This is a genomic window from Azospirillum sp. NS33 (assembly GCF_059703765.1).
In genome coordinates, this window is record NZ_BAAKJB010000003.1 from 233,182 (window position 1) to 250,285 (window position 17,104).

General features: G+C 71.9%; 15 protein-coding genes. 11 read left to right on the forward strand and 4 right to left on the reverse strand.

Annotated elements, in window-relative coordinates; all coding sequences use genetic code 11:
• Window positions 1-4 precede the first annotated feature (4 nt).
• Genes AC6H2I_RS04955 through AC6H2I_RS04970 form a run of 4 tightly spaced genes read left to right on the forward strand, consistent with a single transcriptional unit; the run spans window position 5 to window position 4,725 of the window.
• Entirely contained in the window at window positions 5-1,558 is a 1,554-nt protein-coding gene (locus tag AC6H2I_RS04955) for a tripartite tricarboxylate transporter permease (protein WP_497499465.1), read from the forward strand.
• On the forward strand, window positions 1,555-3,021 hold the full coding sequence (locus AC6H2I_RS04960) for an aldehyde dehydrogenase family protein (RefSeq protein ID WP_497499466.1): 1,467 nt from the start codon (window positions 1,555-1,557) through the stop codon (window positions 3,019-3,021). The genes AC6H2I_RS04955 and AC6H2I_RS04960 overlap by 4 nt, the downstream gene beginning before the upstream one ends.
• On the forward strand, window positions 2,999-4,087 hold the full coding sequence (locus AC6H2I_RS04965; RefSeq protein ID WP_497499467.1) for an AbrB family transcriptional regulator: 1,089 nt from the start codon (window positions 2,999-3,001) through the stop codon (window positions 4,085-4,087). Before AC6H2I_RS04960 ends, AC6H2I_RS04965 begins: the two co-directional genes overlap by 23 nt.
• Window positions 4,088-4,119: 32 nt before the next feature.
• Entirely contained in the window at window positions 4,120-4,725 is a 606-nt protein-coding gene (locus AC6H2I_RS04970) for a hypothetical protein (protein ID WP_497499468.1), read from the forward strand.
• Between the two features lie 9 nt (window positions 4,726-4,734).
• Here the strand turns inward: AC6H2I_RS04970 and AC6H2I_RS04975 are convergent, their stop codons facing one another.
• Both AC6H2I_RS04975 and AC6H2I_RS04980 read right to left on the reverse strand, forming a co-directional pair.
• Complete coding sequence (locus AC6H2I_RS04975) at window positions 4,735-5,145, reverse strand: response regulator transcription factor (RefSeq protein WP_497499469.1); 411 nt, start codon at window positions 5,143-5,145, stop codon at window positions 4,735-4,737.
• A gap of 8 nt (window positions 5,146-5,153) precedes the next feature.
• Window positions 5,154-6,773, reverse strand: coding sequence for a short-chain fatty acyl-CoA regulator family protein (locus tag AC6H2I_RS04980; RefSeq protein WP_497499470.1), 1,620 nt, complete (start codon window positions 6,771-6,773; stop codon window positions 5,154-5,156).
• Window positions 6,774-6,996: 223 nt separating this feature from the next.
• On the opposite strand from AC6H2I_RS04980, the gene AC6H2I_RS04985 reads away from it, so the two are divergent.
• The 5 genes from AC6H2I_RS04985 to AC6H2I_RS05005 all read left to right on the forward strand — a co-directional run bounded on the left by AC6H2I_RS04985 (window position 6,997) and on the right by AC6H2I_RS05005 (window position 12,206).
• A complete protein-coding gene (locus AC6H2I_RS04985; protein WP_497499471.1) occupies window positions 6,997-8,370 on the forward strand; it encodes a substrate-binding protein in 1,374 nt (457 codons plus the stop codon).
• 202 nt (window positions 8,371-8,572) lie between these two features.
• Window positions 8,573-9,547: a branched-chain amino acid ABC transporter permease gene (locus AC6H2I_RS04990; protein ID WP_497499472.1), complete on the forward strand. Its 975-nt coding sequence runs from the start codon at window positions 8,573-8,575 to the stop codon at window positions 9,545-9,547.
• Window positions 9,544-10,653, forward strand: a complete 1,110-nt coding sequence (locus AC6H2I_RS04995; RefSeq protein WP_497499473.1) for a branched-chain amino acid ABC transporter permease — start codon at window positions 9,544-9,546, stop codon at window positions 10,651-10,653. The genes AC6H2I_RS04990 and AC6H2I_RS04995 overlap by 4 nt, the downstream gene beginning before the upstream one ends.
• A 36-nt stretch (window positions 10,654-10,689) precedes the next feature.
• The gene (locus AC6H2I_RS05000) at window positions 10,690-11,457 is read left to right on the forward strand and encodes an ABC transporter ATP-binding protein (protein ID WP_497499474.1); all 768 of its coding nucleotides are present in this window, start codon (window positions 10,690-10,692) and stop codon (window positions 11,455-11,457) included.
• A complete protein-coding gene (locus AC6H2I_RS05005) occupies window positions 11,454-12,206 on the forward strand; it encodes an ABC transporter ATP-binding protein (RefSeq protein WP_497499475.1) in 753 nt (250 codons plus the stop codon). The genes AC6H2I_RS05000 and AC6H2I_RS05005 overlap by 4 nt, the downstream gene beginning before the upstream one ends.
• 24 nt (window positions 12,207-12,230) lie before the next feature.
• Here the strand turns inward: AC6H2I_RS05005 and AC6H2I_RS05010 are convergent, their stop codons facing one another.
• Both AC6H2I_RS05010 and AC6H2I_RS05015 read right to left on the reverse strand, forming a co-directional pair.
• The gene (locus AC6H2I_RS05010) at window positions 12,231-13,283 is read right to left on the reverse strand and encodes an amino acid ABC transporter substrate-binding protein (protein WP_497499476.1); all 1,053 of its coding nucleotides are present in this window, start codon (window positions 13,281-13,283) and stop codon (window positions 12,231-12,233) included.
• A gap of 297 nt (window positions 13,284-13,580) precedes the next feature.
• On the reverse strand, window positions 13,581-15,194 hold the full coding sequence (locus tag AC6H2I_RS05015; protein WP_497499477.1) for a BCCT family transporter: 1,614 nt from the start codon (window positions 15,192-15,194) through the stop codon (window positions 13,581-13,583).
• A gap of 338 nt (window positions 15,195-15,532) precedes the next feature.
• On the opposite strand from AC6H2I_RS05015, the gene AC6H2I_RS05020 reads away from it, so the two are divergent.
• On the forward strand, window positions 15,533-16,036 hold the full coding sequence (locus AC6H2I_RS05020) for an RNA polymerase sigma factor (RefSeq protein ID WP_497499478.1): 504 nt from the start codon (window positions 15,533-15,535) through the stop codon (window positions 16,034-16,036).
• Window positions 16,036-17,055, forward strand: coding sequence for a FecR family protein (locus AC6H2I_RS05025; protein WP_497499479.1), 1,020 nt, complete (start codon window positions 16,036-16,038; stop codon window positions 17,053-17,055). The genes AC6H2I_RS05020 and AC6H2I_RS05025 overlap by 1 nt, the downstream gene beginning before the upstream one ends.
• Window positions 17,056-17,104 lie beyond the last annotated feature (49 nt).

Here is a 17,104-nt window from a genome sequence, read left to right on the forward strand (position 1 = left end):
CGTCATGGACCAGATCCTCGCCGGGGTCGGCGACGCCTTCACGCTGACCACCATCGTCTACGTCGCCTTCGGCGTGTTCATGGGCATCATGGTGGGCGCCATCCCCGGCCTCAACGGCCCGATGGCCATCGCGGTCGCTGTGCCGCTCACCTATTACATGGACCCGCTGGCGGCCATCGCCTTCCTGATCGGCATCAACAAGGGCGGGACCTTCGGCGGCTCGATCTCCGCGGTGCTGCTGAACACGCCGGGCTCGCCGGAATCAGCGTCCACCGCGCTCGACGGCTACCCCCTGGCGCGTCAGGGCAAGGGGCTGAAGGCCATGAAGATGGCCCTCTACTCCTCGGTGTGCGGCGACCTCTTCAGCGACATCGTCCTGTTCACGGTGGCCGCCCCCTTCGCCATCATCGCCCTGCAGATGGGCCCGCCGGAGCTGGCGGCCGTCTTCGCCTTCTCGCTCACCATCATCGCCGGGCTGTCCGGCTCGTCGCTGATCCGCGGCCTGATCGCCGCCGTGCTCGGTGCCTTCCTCGCCACCGTCGGCCTCGACATCGAGACGGCGCAGCCGCGCCTCACCCTGGGCATGACCGACCTGATCGAGGGCATCCCGATCATCCCCATGACCATCGGCCTGCTGGCCCTGTCGGAGATCCTGATCCAGGTCGAGGAGCGGTTCTTCGGGCGCGAGCCGGGCGGCCACAGCTTCACCGTCTTCGGCAAGGGGGTGCCGCGCGAGGACCGGCGGGTCAGCTGGGCCGAGTACCGGGCCTGCCTGCGCACCATCGTCCGCTCCGCCCTGATCGGCACCGGGGTCGGCGCGGTGCCCGGCATCGGCGCCATCGTCGCCGGCTTCCTCGGCTACGGCGCGGCGCGCCGGGCGTCCAAGACGCCGGAGCGGTTCGGCACCGGCACCCTGGAGGGCATCGCCGCGGCGGAGGCCGCCAACAGCGCGGTCACCGGCGCCAACCTGATCCCGTTGCTGGCCCTGGGCATCCCCGGCAGCCTGTCGGCGGCGATCCTGATCGGCGCCTTCCTGATCCACGGCGTCGACCCCGGCCCGCTGGTCTTCACCGAGCACCCGCGCCTGATCTACGGCATCTTCGCCGCCATGTTCCTCGGCAACGTGCTGAACTTCCTGATCGGCAACCTCGGCCTGCGCCTGTTCGCCGTGGTGGTCAGCGTGCCGAAATGGATCATCCACCCCACCGTGGTGATCCTCTGCATCGCCGGTGCGTTTGCCAACGGCAACGCCATGTTCTCGGTGGCGGTGATGATGGTGTTCGCGGTGCTGGGCTACTTCATGCGCAAGTTCCAGTTCTCCTACGCCACCTTCATCGTCGGCTTCGCGCTGGGCGACGGGTTCGAGCAGGCGGTCCGCCAGTCGGTGATCCTGTTCAACGACCGCCCCGGGGCGCTGCTGGAGCACCCCATCGTCCTGCTGTTCTCGGCGCTGACCGTGTTCGCCGTGTGGCGCATCGCCCGCGGCAACCGGCGCCCCGCCCGCCCGCCCGAATCCCGGCCGCACGACGGTGCCGCCGAAGGAGCCCTGTCGCCATGAGCCCCTCCACCCCGGTCCTTCCCACCCACCGCGACCTCTACTACGGCGGGGCCTGGCACCCGCCGCGCGACGGCGGCCGGGTCGCCTGCCGTGCCCCCGGCAGCGGCGCCGACCTTGGCGGCGTCGCCCGCGGCGGGCCGGCGGACATGGCCGCGGCGATCGCCGCCGCCCGCGCCGCCTTTCCCGGCTGGCGCGACACCCCGCCGCTGGAGCGCGCCCGTCGCCTGCGCGCCATCGCCGACGTGATGCGCGCCCACAAGGAGGAGCTGGCCCTGGTCGACGCCGCTGACAGCGGCAACCCGGTGTCGGCCATGCTGAAGGACGTGGACATCGCCACCGCGGCGCTCGACTTCTTCGCCGGGCTGGTGACGGAGATGAAGGGCGACAGCATCCCGATGGGGCCGGCCGCCCTCAACTTCACGGTGCGCGAGCCGCTGGGCGTGGTCGGGCGGATCGTCGCCTTCAACCACCCCCTGATGTTCGCCGCCGCCAAGATGGCCGCCCCCCTGGCCGCCGGCAACGCGGTGGTGATCAAGCCGGCGGAACAGGCGCCGCTGTCGGTGCTGCGCTTCGTGGAGCTGGTCGGGCACCTGCTGCCGCCGGGCGTCCTCAACGTCGTCAACGGCGGGCCGGAGGCCGGCGCCGTGCTGGCCGGCCACCCCGGGGTGGCCATGGTCGGGCTGATCGGCAGCGTGCCCACCGGGGCGGCGGTGATGGCCGAGGCGGCCCGGACCGTCAAGCCGGTGATGCTGGAGCTGGGCGGCAAGAACGCCCTCATCGTCTGCCCCGACGCCGACGTGGAGACGGCCGCCCGTGGCGTCGTCGCCGGCATGAACTTCGCGTGGTGCGGCCAGTCCTGCGGCTCCACCAGCCGCGCCTTCGTCCACGCCGCGCTCCACGACGCGGTGGTGGCGCGGGTGCGCGACCTGCTGGCCGACCTCGTGCCGGGCGACCCGACCGACCCGGCGACCCGGATGGGCGCGCTCATCAGCGAGCGCCAGCGCGACCGCGTCCTCCACCACATCGCCACCGCCCGGGCCGAGGGCGCGCACCTGCTGTGCGGCGGCGGCCCGCCGGAGGACCCGGCGCTGGCCGGCGGCCTCTTCGTCCTGCCGACGGTGTTCACCGGGGTGACCCCGGACATGACCATCGCCCGGGAGGAGATCTTCGGCCCGGTCCTGGCGGTGCTGCGCTGGGAGGACGAGGCGGCGATGCTGGAGGCGGTGAACGCCGTGGACTACGGCCTCACCTGCTCCATCTGGACCCGCGACCTCGACCGTGCCCACCGCCTGGCGCGGCGCGCCCAGGCCGGATTCGTGTGGATCAACACGGTGGCCGCGCACTACCTCGGGGCGCCGTTCGGCGGGGTGAAGCGATCGGGCATCGGGCGCGAGGAGTGCCTGGGCGAACTGTTGAGCTTCACGCAGGAAAAGAACATCCATGTGGCGCTGGAGTCCGCCTGACCGGCTGTGGACGGCGGCGGGAACCCTGGCCATCGCCACCGCGGGGGGCGCGCTGGCGGCCGCCCTGCGCCTGCCCCTGCCGTGGCTGATCGGGGCGCAGCTGGCGCTGTGCGCGGTGGCGCTGCTGCGGCTTCCGGTGTTCGACCACCCGCCGTGGTGGCCGCGGGCCAGCCGCGACGTCTTCCTGCCGGTGATCGGGGTGATGATCGGTGGCTCCTTCACCGCCGACGTGCTGGGCCAGGTCCCGCACTGGTGGATCGGCCTGGCCGCCCTGTCGGTCTTCCTGGTGGCCGTGCACATGCTGGTGTTCGCGCTGTTCCGCCGGGTCGGCGGCTACGACCTGCCCACCGCCTTCTTCGCCGCCTTCCCCGGCGGCTTCATCGAGGCGACCGTGATGGGGGCGGAGGCCGGCGGCAGCCAGCGGGTGATCCAGCTCCAGCACTTCCTGCGGATCTCGCTGATCGTGCTGCTGGCGCCGCTGGTGTTTGGCTGGTTGAGCGGCCACGCCGTGGGCAGCGCCGCCGGGGCCGCGCCCCAGGGGGCGCCGGCGGCGCTGGGCTGGGCCGACGCGGCGGTGCTGCTGGCCGCCGGGGTCGGCGGCACCCTGGCCGGGCGGCGGCTGCGCATGCCCGCCCCCGACATCTCCGGCGCCATCGTCGCCAGCGCCGCGGTCCACCTCGCCGGGCTGGTGGACGCCCAGCCGCCGGGTGCCCTGGTGGCGCTGGCCCAGCTCATGGTCGGAACCTCGCTGGGCGTCGCCTTCGTCGGCATCGCCCGGGGCGAGCTGGTGCGGGCGCTCGGCCTGGCGCTGGCGGCGCTGGCGGTGGTCGCCGGCCTGGCCGTCGCGGTGGCGCTGGCGCTGGCCCGCCTGCTCGACGTGCCGGTGGCGGCGGCGGTGCTCGCCTTCGCGCCGGGGGGGCTGGCCGAACTCAGCCTGATCGCCCTGTCGCTCCAGCTCAGCGTGCCGTTCGTCACGCTGCACCACCTCTTCCGCATCGTCTTCACCATCGCCGTGCTGCCGCGCCTCTACCGGCTGGTCGGAGGGCGCGCACCGCACCGCCCGTGACAGGGGCGCAGCGTCGCGATAGATTGGTCGCCATGATCCGACCGCTTCCCCTGGGGCTCATGGCCCTGTGCGCCGCCGCGCTGGCGGCCTGCGGAACCCCGCGGGTGGTGCCGGGTCCGGTGTCGTCCGCCTACACCCGCGGCGAGGCCGCCGCCGCCGCAGGGTTCCGCGACGTGCGGGTGGTGGCGCTGGGCAGTCCCTTCGGCCTCGACCGGGCCGCCCTGGGGCGGCTGGTGACCGGGGCGATGCCCGGGCAGGTGGCCGGCGTGCCGACCCGCCTCACCACCACGCCGGGCCCGTCGGCCCATCCCGACTACCGGGTGGTGGTGGCCTTCAACCCCGCGGCGTCGACCACCGGCGACATGCTCTGCGGCGACGCCCCGGTGCCGGCGGGGCCGCCGCGTGACGGGCTGCTGGTCCAGGCGGCGCTGTGCCGGGACGTCGGCTTCCTCGGCGTCTTCGACACCGACGGGCCGCTGGGGGCGCTTGGCCTGCTGGGCGGCGGCCCGCTGACCACCGCCACCGGCTGGCTCGACCGCGCGCAGGGGCCGGACGACCCGGCGGTCACGGCGATGCTGGGCGACGTGGTGCGCACCCTGTTCCCCGACGCCTCCGAGCGCGAGCTGGAGACCGAATAGCCGGGCGGCTCAGCCGGCCGCGGCGACTCCGGCCAGCCGGCACACCTGGGCCATCAGGTCGCGGTTCGAGAAGGGTTTTGTGACATAGGCGTCGGCCCCCAGGGCGAGGGCCTGGCTGCGGTCGCTGTCGCGGCCGCAGGCGGTCAGCACCAGCACCCGGATGTCCTTGGAGGCGGGGTTGCCCTTGACCGCCTTCAACACCTCCAGCCCGCTGCCGCCGGGCAGCATCAGGTCGAGGATCACCACCGCCGGGCGCCGGCCGCCGATCGCCTGGAGCGTCAGGGCCACGTCCCTGGCCGACGCCACCGCCAGCCCCGCCCGCTCCACCAGGAAGGCGAGCGGCTCCACGATGGTCGGCTCGTCGTCGGCGATCAGCACCAGGGGGCGCACGGCGCATCCTTCCCACATGATTCGGCTCACGGATGATCCTACCACGAGCGGTCGGCCGATGCAGCCTGCCCCTCCGGGTGGGAGACGAGGGTCGACGGGAACGCGCGCTGCGGGCAGTCGTCGCGGGCGCACAGGTGGCAGTTGATGCCGGTCTCCACCGCCGGCCCGGCGGTGGTGTCGCCGTAGACGACGCGTTCGGCGTGGATCGCCTCGCAGCCGATCATCAGGCCGTAGCGCTCGCCGGGCTCGCCGAAGCCCGCGGCCGGTTTGACGATGGCACGGGCGATGAACAGGAATTCCGGCCCGTCGCCCAGGCGCACCCGCTGCACCGCCGTCTGCGCCGGGTCGCGCGGCGCGGCGTAGACCGCCCACAGCGGGCAGGCGCCGCCGAAGCGCGGCAGGCGCAGCACCGGCAGGCTGAAGCGCTTGGAGATGTTGCCGGCGGGGTCGACGCGCAGGAAGGCGAAGGGCACGCCCTCCTCGCCCGGACGGCGCAGGGTGACCAGGCGGTGGCAGATCTGCTCGACGCTGGCGCCGAACCGTGCGGCCAGGCGGTCGATGTCGTAGCGCACCGCGTCCGCGGCCGCCCGGAACGGCCGGTAGGGCAGCAGCAACGCCCCGGCGCCGTAACTGCGCAGCGCGTCCACCGCCCGCCGCCGGGCCGCCGCCGAGCGCAGCCGCGGGTCGTCGGCATGGGCGTCCACCGTCCCGCCGGCCGCCAGCGCGAAGGCGAGGCGCGCCAGGGCGAAGCGCAGGGTCGGCTGGGCCATGCCGGGCGCGGTGTGGAAGACCCGGGCGTCGGCGTCGTAGCGGCCGCGGCGCAACGGCGCTGCGCCGGTCTCGTCGGGGTCGTCGGGGCGGGCGTGGTGCACGCGCACGCCGTGCCCCCGGCGCAGCCAGTCGGCCAGCGCCGTCTCCACCGGGGTGTCCTCGCCGAGTCCGGCGGCGTGACCGGCAAGCTCGGCGGCGATCGCCTCGGCCTGCTCCTCCAGGTCGGGGAAGTGGTTGGCGTGGTCGATGATGAAGTCGTCGACCTCCTCGGCCGGCGTGTTGGCGCGCCCGGTGTCGCCGCGGTCGCTCAGGCGGTGGAACAGCGCCTCGGCGATGTCGCCGAGCCGCCCGCTCTCGCCGGCCATCAGGGCGACGAAGCGGGCGCGGCGGTCCGGCTCGATCTCGGCGTGGTCGTGGAGGATCTCGGCGAAGGAGCGCACCGCGGCGATGCGGGTGCGGAGTTCGTGGCTCGCCTCGATCAGCGCGGAATCATGGGCCAGCCGGTCCGACAGGGCCTCCGCCAGGGTGGCGGCGCGGCGGTAGGAGCGGTGCAGGCGCACCGCCGCGCGGCCCCACTCCGGCCGCCGGCCCACCAGGTCGGTGATGCCCTCCTGGTCGAGCGGGAGGTCGCGCAGCAGCGGCTCGGTGGTGACCTCGGTGAGGTCCTGAACGAGGCGCGCGGCCTCGGCGCCGGCGACGTCCTCCAGCTCCAGGTCGAGCGCCTCGGCGAGGCGGCGCAGCAGGCTGCCGGCGACCTCGCGCTTGCCGTGCTCGATCAGGTTCAGATAGCTGGCGGAGATCCCCGCGCGGGAGGCGAGGGCCGCCTGCGTGACGCCGCGCTGGCGCCGATGCTGGCGAATGCGCAGCCCCACCGGCAAGCGCGCCACGGTCGTCCCCCCGTTGTTCCGTCCCGGCCCTCAGCGGCTTTACAACTCTTACACGGTCCCGGCCCGCGGTGAACCGGAATTTACAAACTTTTCGTGCATCGCCAATCGCCGCTGGAGGCCGCGGCCGAGTGGATTTAGCTTCTGATGGTCCGCCACGCGGACAATCCGGCGTTCCCGATCAAGCAAAAGACGTCGGGGAGGAAACCAACCTCGGGAGACAGCCATGACGATCATCGACAGCAGGATCAGCCGGCGCGGCGTGCTTCGGGCGGGGGCGGCCACGGGCATCGCGCTTGCGGCGCCGCTGCACTTCGTTCGCAACGCCTGGGCGGAGCAGGCCATCGGCAACTTCCCGGCGCGCACCGGCGGGGCGGAGGTCACCTACGGCTTCATCGTTCCGCAGACCGGCGCCTACGCCGACGAGGGGGCCGACGAGCTGCGGGCCTACCAGCTCGCGGTCAAGCACATCAACGAGGGCGGCGGCATGCTCTCGACCATGAAGCCGCTCAGCCTCAAGGGCAACGGCGTGCTCGGCAAGAAGCTGGCCTACGTCACCGGCGACACCCAGACCAACCCGGACGCCGCCCGCCAGGCCGCCCAGCGCGCCATCGAGCGCGACGGCGTCATCATGTTCTCCGGCGGCTCGTCGTCGGCGGTGGCGGTGGCCCAGCAGTACCTCGCCCAGGAGAAGGGCGTGGTGTTCATGTGCGGCCTGACCCACTCCAACGACACCACCGGCAAGGACCGCCGGCGCTACGGTTTCCGCCACTTCTTCAACGCCTACATGTCGGGCATCGCGCTCGGCCCCATCCTGGCGGAGCGCTACGGCAAGGACCGCCGGTCCTTCCACCTCACCGCCGACTACACCTGGGGCCACACCCAGTACCAGTCGATCAAGGAGGCGACGGAGAAGCAGGGCTGGACCACCGTCAACAACATCATGACGCCGCTGGGCTCGCCCGATTTCTCGCAGTTCCTCACCGCCGCCATCAACTCCGACGCCGACGTGCTGGTGCTGAACCACTACGGCAAGGACATGATCAACTCGCTGACCCAGGCGGTGCAGTTCGGTCTGCGCTCCATGCAGAAGAACGGCAAGCAGATCGAGATCGTCGTGCCGCTCTATTCCGAGCTGATGGCCAAGGGCGCCGGCGACAACATCGAGGGCGTGCTGGGCACCGCCAACTTCAACGAGAAGCTGGACGACCCGGGGTCGATGGCGTTCATCAAGGCCTTCACCGACGCGTACGGCTTCCCGCCGTCCCAGGCGGCGCAGACGGCCTATGTGCAGACCCTGCTGTACTCCGACGCCGTGGAGAAGGCCGGCACCTTCTACCCGCCCGAGGTCATCAAGGCCTTGGAGGACGTCGAGATCGAGGGCATCGGCCCGGGCAAGGCGCTCTACCGTGGCGCCGACCACCAGTGCTTCCACGACATCCTGGTGGTGGAGGGCAAGGCGGCGTCGGCGCGGCAGAACGAGTACGACCTGCTGCAGATCGTCAAGCAGGTGCCGCGCGAGCAGGTGACCTACGACCCCGACATCGAGGCGTTCGGCGGCAAGGCGGCGGAACTCGGGCCCTACGTCCCGAAGGCCTGAGCCAGGGAAAGCCCCGGCACCGGGGCATGGCGCGGACACCGTCCGCCCGTGCCGCGGCGCCGGGGTTGGGACGAGGGGGGCAGCGACGCCGGCGTGACGTCTCTCCCCAGCGCCGGCGCGCGCACCCCCCTCTCCCCCGGCCCCGCTCCCGCCACCGGGAGCTCTGGAACGGCGTGCATGGGCTGAACAAGGCGGGACCACCGTGACCATCAACAGCGTATTCCTGATGGTGCTGACCGGGCTGCAGCTCGGCGCGATCTACGCATTGATCGCGCTCGGGCTGACCCTGATCTTCGGCACGCTCGGCGTCGTGAACTTCGCGCACGGCGCGCTCTACCTGATCGCGGCGTATTTCGCCGTCTTCGTCGCCGGATCCATGGGCTTCGGGCTGGCGATCCTCCTGGTGCCGGTCATCCTGTTCGTCATCGGCATCGCCATGGAACGCGGGCTGATCCAGTTCTTCTACCGGCGCCCCCACACCGACCAGATCCTGGTGACCTTCGGCCTCGCCATCGTCGTGGAGGAGGCGCTGAAATGGATGTTCGGCGCCAACAACATCCCCTTCGCCCTGCCGGCCTGGGGCGCCGGGCAGGTGCTGTTCTACGGCGCCGACGCGGTGGTGCCGGCGGCGATCCCCGGCTTCCGCGTCCCCATGCCCTTCCTGGAGGGCTTCTCGTTCTTCCCGGCGTGGCGGCTGCTGCTCATCCTGGTCACCGGCGTCACCATCGCCGCGCTGTTCGCGCTGCTGCAGTTCACCCGCTTCGGGCTGGTGGTGCGGGCCGGCATGCGCGACCCGGAGATGCTGAAGTTTCTCGGCGTCGACGTGTCGGCGCGCTTCTCCATCGTGTTCGGCCTGGGGGCGCTGATCGCCGGCATCGCCGGCGTGTTCGGCGGGCCGGTCACCCAGGTGTCGCCGACGGTGGGCATGGCGTTGCTGGTGCCGTCCTTCCTGGTGGTGGTGATCGGCGGCATGGGCTCCATGCTGGGCGCCCTGGCGGCGGCCCTGCTGCTGGGCATGGCGCTCAGCTTCACGACCGGCTTCGCGGCGGTGGCCGGCGATCCCACGGTGAAGGCCGTGCTGACCGGCCTGCAGCAGATCGTCGTCTACCTCATCGCCGTCGTCGTGCTCCTCGTCCGCCCGCGCGGCCTGTTCGGCACCAAGGGAGTCTTCGAATGAGTTCCAGCACCGAGACCGCGGACGCGCAGGGGCGGCGCCCGGCGGCGGCCCCGCGCGCGATCCGCCTGCCGCGGATCGACTGGATCGTCCTGGCGATCTTCGCCGTTGTCGTCCTGACCATGCCGGAATGGCTGATCTGGATCGCCGGCTACGAGGCGCTGGCCACCAAGATCGCCATCTGGGCCCTGTTCGCCCTGGGCTTCGACATCCTGCTCGGCTTCACCGGCTACCTCTCGTTCGGCCACGCCGCCTTCTTCGGCGCCTCCGCCTACTTCACCGGGCTGTCGCTGAAGCACCTGTCGTCGGACATCCTGCCGGCGCTGGCGCTGTCGCTCACCGGGACGCTGGTGATCGCGCTGTTCCTCGGGTTCCTGACCCTGCGCCGGTCGGGCATCTACTTCTCGGTGCTGACCCTGGCCTTCGCCGAGATGATCCACGCCCTGGTCCTGTCCTCGACCCTGCAGGCCTGGACCGGCGGCGACAACGGGCTGACCGGTCTGCAGTCGCCGACCCTGCTGGGCATCCCGATGCGCGAGCACAACGTGTTCCTGCTGTCGGCCGGGCTGCTGGTCCTCGGCTTCCTGGTCGCCATGGTGATCCGCCGCTCGCCCTTCGGCCTGATGCTGCGCTCGATCAAGGAGAACCCGATGCGCCTGGAGTACACCGGCGTCAACGTGTTCTCCTACAAGCTGGCCGGCTTCGTCATCAGCGCCATGTACGCGGGCCTCGCCGGCTCGCTGATGGTGATCTACGAACCCTACGTCGCCACCAAATACCTGTACTGGTCGACGTCGGGCGAGGTGGTCATCATGTCGGTGATCGGCGGCGTCGGCACGCTGATCGGACCGATGGCGGGCGCCGCCTTCATGCTCTACTTCGAGAACGTGGTGCAGGCGTTCATCGGCGAGCAGTGGAAGCTGGTGCTGGGCCTGATCTTCGTCTTCATCGTCATTTTCCTGCCCGGCGGCTTCGCCGACCTCGGCCGGCAGCTCTGGCGGGTCACCGGCCACCGCATCCGGCGGCGCCGCCACAACGTTCCCGACATGGCCTCCGCGGCCGATTCCCGGCCGCACCGCCGCATCGACCGCAGCGACGACGAAGGCTGATCCCCCACGATGCCGAGCCAATCAATGGAGACGCGCATGGCCGGTCGGCCGATTCTCGAGGTCCGCGGCGTGTCGAAGAGCTTCGGTGGCCTGCGGGCCCTCAACGACGTCAACCTGACGGTCGAGGAGGGCACCATCCACGCCATCATCGGTCCCAACGGGGCCGGCAAGTCGACCCTGCTCAACGTGCTGATCGGCCTGATCCAGGCCGATCACGGCACCATCACCTACGCCGGCGAGGCGCTGAAGGGGCTGTCGCCGCACACCATCATCCAGAAGGGCATCGCCCGGGTCTTCCAGACCCCGCAGATCTTCCCCGGCCTGACCCTTCAGGAGAACGTGGCGATCGCCGCCCTGGCGCGGCGCGACGGCCAGTTCAGCTTCGGCGTCCTGGAATCCCTGGCCCCCGGCCACCCGATCCTGGACGAGGCGGCGGAGCACCTGCACGACGTCGGGCTGGGCGACCACCTGGCCGACGAGGCCCAGCACCTGTCGCGCGGCGACAAGCGCCGCCTGGAACTGGCGCTGTGCCTCGCCGCCAAGCCGCGCCTGCTGCTGCTGGACGAGCCGACGGCCGGGATGTCGCGCCACGACACCAACACCACCATCGACCTGCTGCGCCACCTCTCGCGCAAGGGCATGACCAAGATCGTCATCGAGCACGACATGCACGTGGTGTTCTCCCTGTCGGAGCGCATCACCGTGCTGGCCCAGGGCACGGTGATCGCCGAGGGCACGCCCGAACAGGTCCGCGCCAACCCGCGCGTCCAGGAAGCCTATCTCGGGGGAGCGCACCACCAATGACCGCCATCGCCATCGACGAGGCACGCGCCCCGGAGGGGGCCGACGACGCCTACTTCGTCTGCCGCGACGTGCACGCCTACTACGGCGAGAGCTACATCGTGCAGGGCGTCGACTTCACCATCCGCGAGCGCGAGATCGTGGCGCTGCTCGGCCGCAACGGAGCGGGCAAGACATCGACCCTGCGCACCATCGCCCGCGCCGACAACCCGGCGCTGCGCCAGGGCGAGATCTGGCTGGCCGGCCAGCCGCTCCACGCCATGCGGGCCCACCAGGCGGCCCGCGCCGGCGTCCAGCTGGTGCCCGAGGACCGCCGCATCATTCCCGGCGTCACCGTCGAGGAGAACCTGATCCTCGCCCAGATCGCCGAGCCGCGGGGCTGGCCGATCGAGCAGATCTACCAGCACTTTCCCCGCCTCGCCGAACGCCGCCGCCAGGAGGCCACGACCCTGTCGGGCGGCGAGCAGCAGATGCTGGCGGTGGCCCGGGCGCTGGCCCGCGATCTCAAGCTGCTGCTGCTGGACGAACCCTACGAGGGGCTGGCCCCGCAGATCGTGCGCGAGATCGAGAACATCCTGCAGGAGGTCAAGCGCCTGGGCATCACGACGGTGATCGTCGAGCAGAACGCCATCGCCGCCCTGGAGCTGGCCGACAGCGCGGTGATCCTCGACATGGGCACCGTGGCCTTCACCGGGACCGCCCACGAGGTGCTGGAGAACGCGGAGCTGCGCCGCGACTACCTGGCGATCTGACGGCCCCCCGCCCCGGGGCGCCCGCTAGCGCAGGGGCGGGGCGTACAGCAGGCCGCCGTCCAGCCACAGGGCGTTCTGGCCGCGCTCCAGCGCGAAGGGGGTGCCGGGGCCGAGGTTGCGCGCGAAGATCTCGGCGTAGTTGCCGATCGCCGCGATGACCCGGCGGGCCCATTCCGGGTCGAGCCCCAGGGCCGTGCCGAACCCGGGATCGCCCCCGGCGAGGCGGCGGATCTCGGTGTCGGGGCTGTCGGCCAGGGCCGCGACGCCGGCGGACCCGACCTCCCGGGCCTCGGCCACCACGGTGGCCAGCGCCACCCAGCGCACGATGTTGAACCATTGCGGATCGCCCTGCGCCACCGCCGGCCCCAGCGGCTCGCGCGAGATGGTCTCCGCCAGGATCGTCCATTGCCCGGGCCGCACGGTCATGGTGGCGGCGCGCGCGGACAGCTCGCTGCGGTCGCCGGTCACGAGGTCGCAGCGGCGCTGGGCGAAGGCCGCGAACTTCTCCTCGGAGCTGCCGGTGCGCAGCGGCGTCAGCGTCACGGCGCCGCGGCGGATGGCGCCCTCCAGGTTGGCCTCCGAGGTGGTGCCGGACTGGACGCACACGGTGCGATCGCCGGCCTGGGCCGCGCTGGTCACGCCGAGGTCGCCCCAGGCCATGAATCCCTGCCCGTCGTAGTAGAGGACCACCGGAAAGGCGGTGCCCAGGGCCGTGTCCCGGGTGAAGGTCCAGGTCGTCATGCCGAAGGCGATGTCCACCTCGCCGGCGGCCAAGGCCTTGAACTTGTTGGCCGTGTTGATGCGGTGCACGGAGATGGCCTCGGCCGACCCGAGGGTGGCGGCCGCGACGGCGCGGCAGAAGTCGACCTCGAACCCCTGGGCCCGGCCCTCGGCGTCGACGCCGCTGAACCCCGGCGTGAGGTCGATGCCGCAGCGCACCTCGCCCCGGGTGCGAACGCGCTCCAGCACCTCCTGGGCGTGCGCCGGGGCGGCCCCGAACACGGCCGGCGTGGCGCAAACCGCCGCGATGGCGAGCACCAGCGCCCGTCGCCTGCCCCTTCGCGTTCCTCCCGTCATGGTCTCCTCCCCGAGGTGTGCGCGTCCAGCGTACCAAGAGACCATGACAGTTCATGTGCAGCAAGCATAGGCCCGGCCGTTGTTCTCCCCTCCGGCAATCAGCGGCGGTCCGCCTCCATCCCGATGTCCGGCGCACACCAACAGAACGCGCGGCGGGTTGCTTGGCGGTCGCGGGCGAGTTCTTGCCGCGTGGGTCGCCGTCGCGGCATTGTGGCGCGCCGTGGGCCGAGCGTCTCTGGGTGATCTGGCGATCATCCACGCGATGGGCCCGGCTCGGGGTTCGGGCCGGCACGGCCCTCAGCGCGGTTCGCTCGCCAACCCCTTCACGATGGCGTAACCGGCAAGCAGCAGGACGATGGTGAACGGGAACCCCGTGGACACCGCCATCGCCTGCAACGCGCCGAGCCCGCCGCCGATCAGCAGGGCGATCGCCACCAGCCCTTCGAAGCAGGCCCAGAAGACGCGCTGCGACACCGGCGCGTCGACCTTGCCGCCGGCCGTGATGGTGTCGATCACCAGGGACCCGGAGTCCGACGAGGTCACGAAGAACACGATCACCAGGACGATGGCGATCACCGACGTGATCGACTGGAGCGGCAGCGCTTCCAGCATGGAGAACAGCTTGAGTTCCAGGGGGGCGTCGGCGACCGCCTGGTGGCCGTCGTTGAGGATCTGGCTGATCGCCGTGCCGCCGAAGGCCGTCATCCAGAACACCGAGACCAGGGACGGGATGATCAGCACGCAGGTGAGGAACTCGCGCACCGTCCGGCCGCGGCAGATGCGGGCGATGAACATGCCGACGAAGGGTGACCAGGAGATCCACCAGGCCCAGTAGAAGGCGGTCCAGCCGTCGCGGAAATTGTCGTCGGTGCGGCCGAACGGGTTGGAGAGCTCCGGCAGGTAGCGCATGTATTCGTAGAGATTGGTGAAGAAGCCGGACAGGATGGCCACCGTCGGCCCCACCAGGACAACGAAAAGCAGCAGCAGCCCGGCCAGCACCATGTTGACTTCCGACAGGAGCTTGACGCCGGCGTCAAGCCCGGCCACCACGGAGGTCAGGGCGATGCCGGTGATGCCGATGATCAGCAGGATCTTCGTCGTCTCGGTCACCGGCACGCCGAAGACGTGGTTGAGGCCGGCCGTCGCCTGCTCCGCGCCGAAGCCCAGCGAGGTCGCCAGGCCGAACAGGGTGGCGAAGACCGCCAGCGTGTCGATGACGTGCCCGGGCCAGCCCCAGATGCGCTCCCCGAACACGGGGTAGAAGACCGAGCGCATGGTCAGCGGCAGGCCCTTGTTGTAGGCGAAGAGGGCGAGCGCCAGCGCCACCACCGCGTAGATCGCCCAGGGGTGCAGGCTCCAGTGGAAGATGGTGGCGGCCATGCCGAGGTGGCGCGCCGCCACCGGGTCGCCGGCCGCCCCGGCCAGCGGCGCCCAGCTCTCCGCCGTGCCGGCGTTCTCCGCCAGGGAGGAGGAGAAATGGGAGATCGGCTCGGAGACGCCGTAGAACATCAGGCCGATGCCCATGCCGGCGGCGAACAGCATGGAGAACCAGGCGAGGTAGGAGTAGTCGGGCCGGGCGTCCTTGCCGCCGATCCGCACCGCGCCATAGGGCGAGACGATCAGGAACAGGCACAGCAGGACGAAGATGTCGGCGGAAAGCAGGAAGAACCAATCGAACGTCGAGGTCAGGAACTCCCGCAAGCTGTTGAACACCGGTCCGGCTTCGTTTTGAAACATCAACGAAATCATCACGAACGCGACGATGGTCAGCCCGGAGATGACGAAGACCGGATTGTGGATGTCGAGGCCGAAGGGGCCGATCTGTTTCTGGATGTTGTCCTGCCCGACTTCGTAGTCGGTGTCGATCAGCGTCGCCTCACCCGAAGGCGCTGGAATCCCGGTGTCGGTCATGATCTCGATCCCTCTTGTGTTCGTTGGGTTGGCCGCAGCGCTCCCTGGGTTTCCGGTGGTTGATGACGGGGCACGGCCGTGTCCGCGACGCGCCCGCCCGTGGTCCGGGCCCGCCACGCGGTGCCACGCGGTGCGGGGGTGGCCGGATCGGCGGGTGGAAGCTTAACCGCGGGGTTTTGGTCCCGCCTATAACCGAATCGTCATTGTTGCGGACGAAAGCGGTGGGAACGGCCCGTCTCCCGGGGACCCATCGGACCCCTGCATATTGAAAATGCGTCGCAGTTGCGGTAAATCGGGCGCTCCGCTCCGCGCGATCCCGTTGCCCCCGTCCGCCCCGCATGCCCACCAAGCTCCTCGCCCTGGCCCATCTGTTCGCCGCCGAGCGGTCGCGGATCGTGCGGCTGGTCGGGCGGATCGTCGGGTGCCGGGACACCGCCGAGGATCTGGCCCAGGATGCGTTCCTGCGCCTGTGGAACCGCGGCGACCCGACGGTCGACGCCGGCTATCTGCTGCGCACCGCGCGCAACCTGGCGATCGATCATCTGCGGGCGCAACGGGTGCGCGCCGCCTCCGACGACGCCGCGGCGCTGGACGGCGTGGCCGATGACGGCGCGCCGGCGGACCATGCGGTGGCCGCGCGCGAGGAGTTGGAGGCGCTGCGCCACACGCTGGGGGCACTGCCCGAGCGCGCCCAGCGCGTCTTCCTGCTCAACCGCCTCGACGGCTTGACCTACGCCCAGATCGCCGCGACTCTCGATGTCTCGGTCAGCACCGTGGAGAAGGACATGATCCGTGCCCTCGACGCCTGCCGGCGGCGGCTTCCCGGCCGGGGGGCGCGGTGATGGGACGGGGCACCGCCCGCGACGGCGGGATGGCCCGGCAGCCGGGGGAGCGGGCGGCGCGCGAGGCCCTGGCCTGGTACGTCCGGATCAAGGACCCGGGGGCCGGCGCCGCCGACCGCGCGGCCTTCGCCGCCTGGCTGGCCGCGGCGCCGGAGAACCGCCGGGCCTACGCCGACGCCGGCACCCTGTGGGAGCGGCTGGAGGGGCCGGCCGTCCGGCTCGGCGCCGGCGGCTGGTACCGTGCGCCGGCCCGCCCCGCCGCCCGCCCCGCCACCCACCCCCTCATCGGGCGCTGGGCCCCCGCGGTGGCCGCCGCCTGCGCGCTGGCGCTGCTCGCCGCCGGGGCGCTGTGGCGGGACCCCGGGCTGGTGGACCGGGCGCTGGCCGACCACGCCAGCGGCCCCGGCGAGCGCCGCGCCGTGGTCCTGGCCGACGGGTCGCGGCTGGTGCTGGACGCCGACAGCGCGGTCTCGGCGACCATCGCCGGCAACGCGCGCACCCTGGTGTTGCGGCGCGGCCGGATCTGGGTCGACGTGGTGCCCGATCCCGACCGCCCGTTCCGGGTCGAGGCCGGCGGCGCGGAGACCCGCGTGCTCGGCACCGCCTTCGACGTCGACCGCCAGGGCGACCGGGTCACGGTGACGGTGGAGCGCGGACGGGTGGCGGTGGCACCCCGCGCGGTGGGGCCGGCATCGGACGCGGTCGTGCTCTCCGCCGGGCAGCGCAGCGAGGTGGCGGACGGCCGGGTCGCGCCGCCCCGCGCGGTGTCCGCCGACACCGCGTTCGCCTGGCGGCGCGGCCTCGTCGTCTTCGACCGGGCGCCGCTGCGCGACGTCGCGGCGGCCCTGGACCGGCTGAGCGGCGGGCGCGTGCTGGTGGCTGGCGACGACCTTCAGGGGCTGCCGGTGACCGGCGTCTTCCGGGCCGACGACCCCGCCGCCGTGCTGGGCGCCCTGCGCAGCGCGCTGGGGGTGCGGACCACCGAGCTGCCCGGCCTCGCCGTGGTCATCCACCGCTGACCCGTCGTCGTCGGACATCTTAAAAAAAGTCATGAGGACTCTGCCGGCC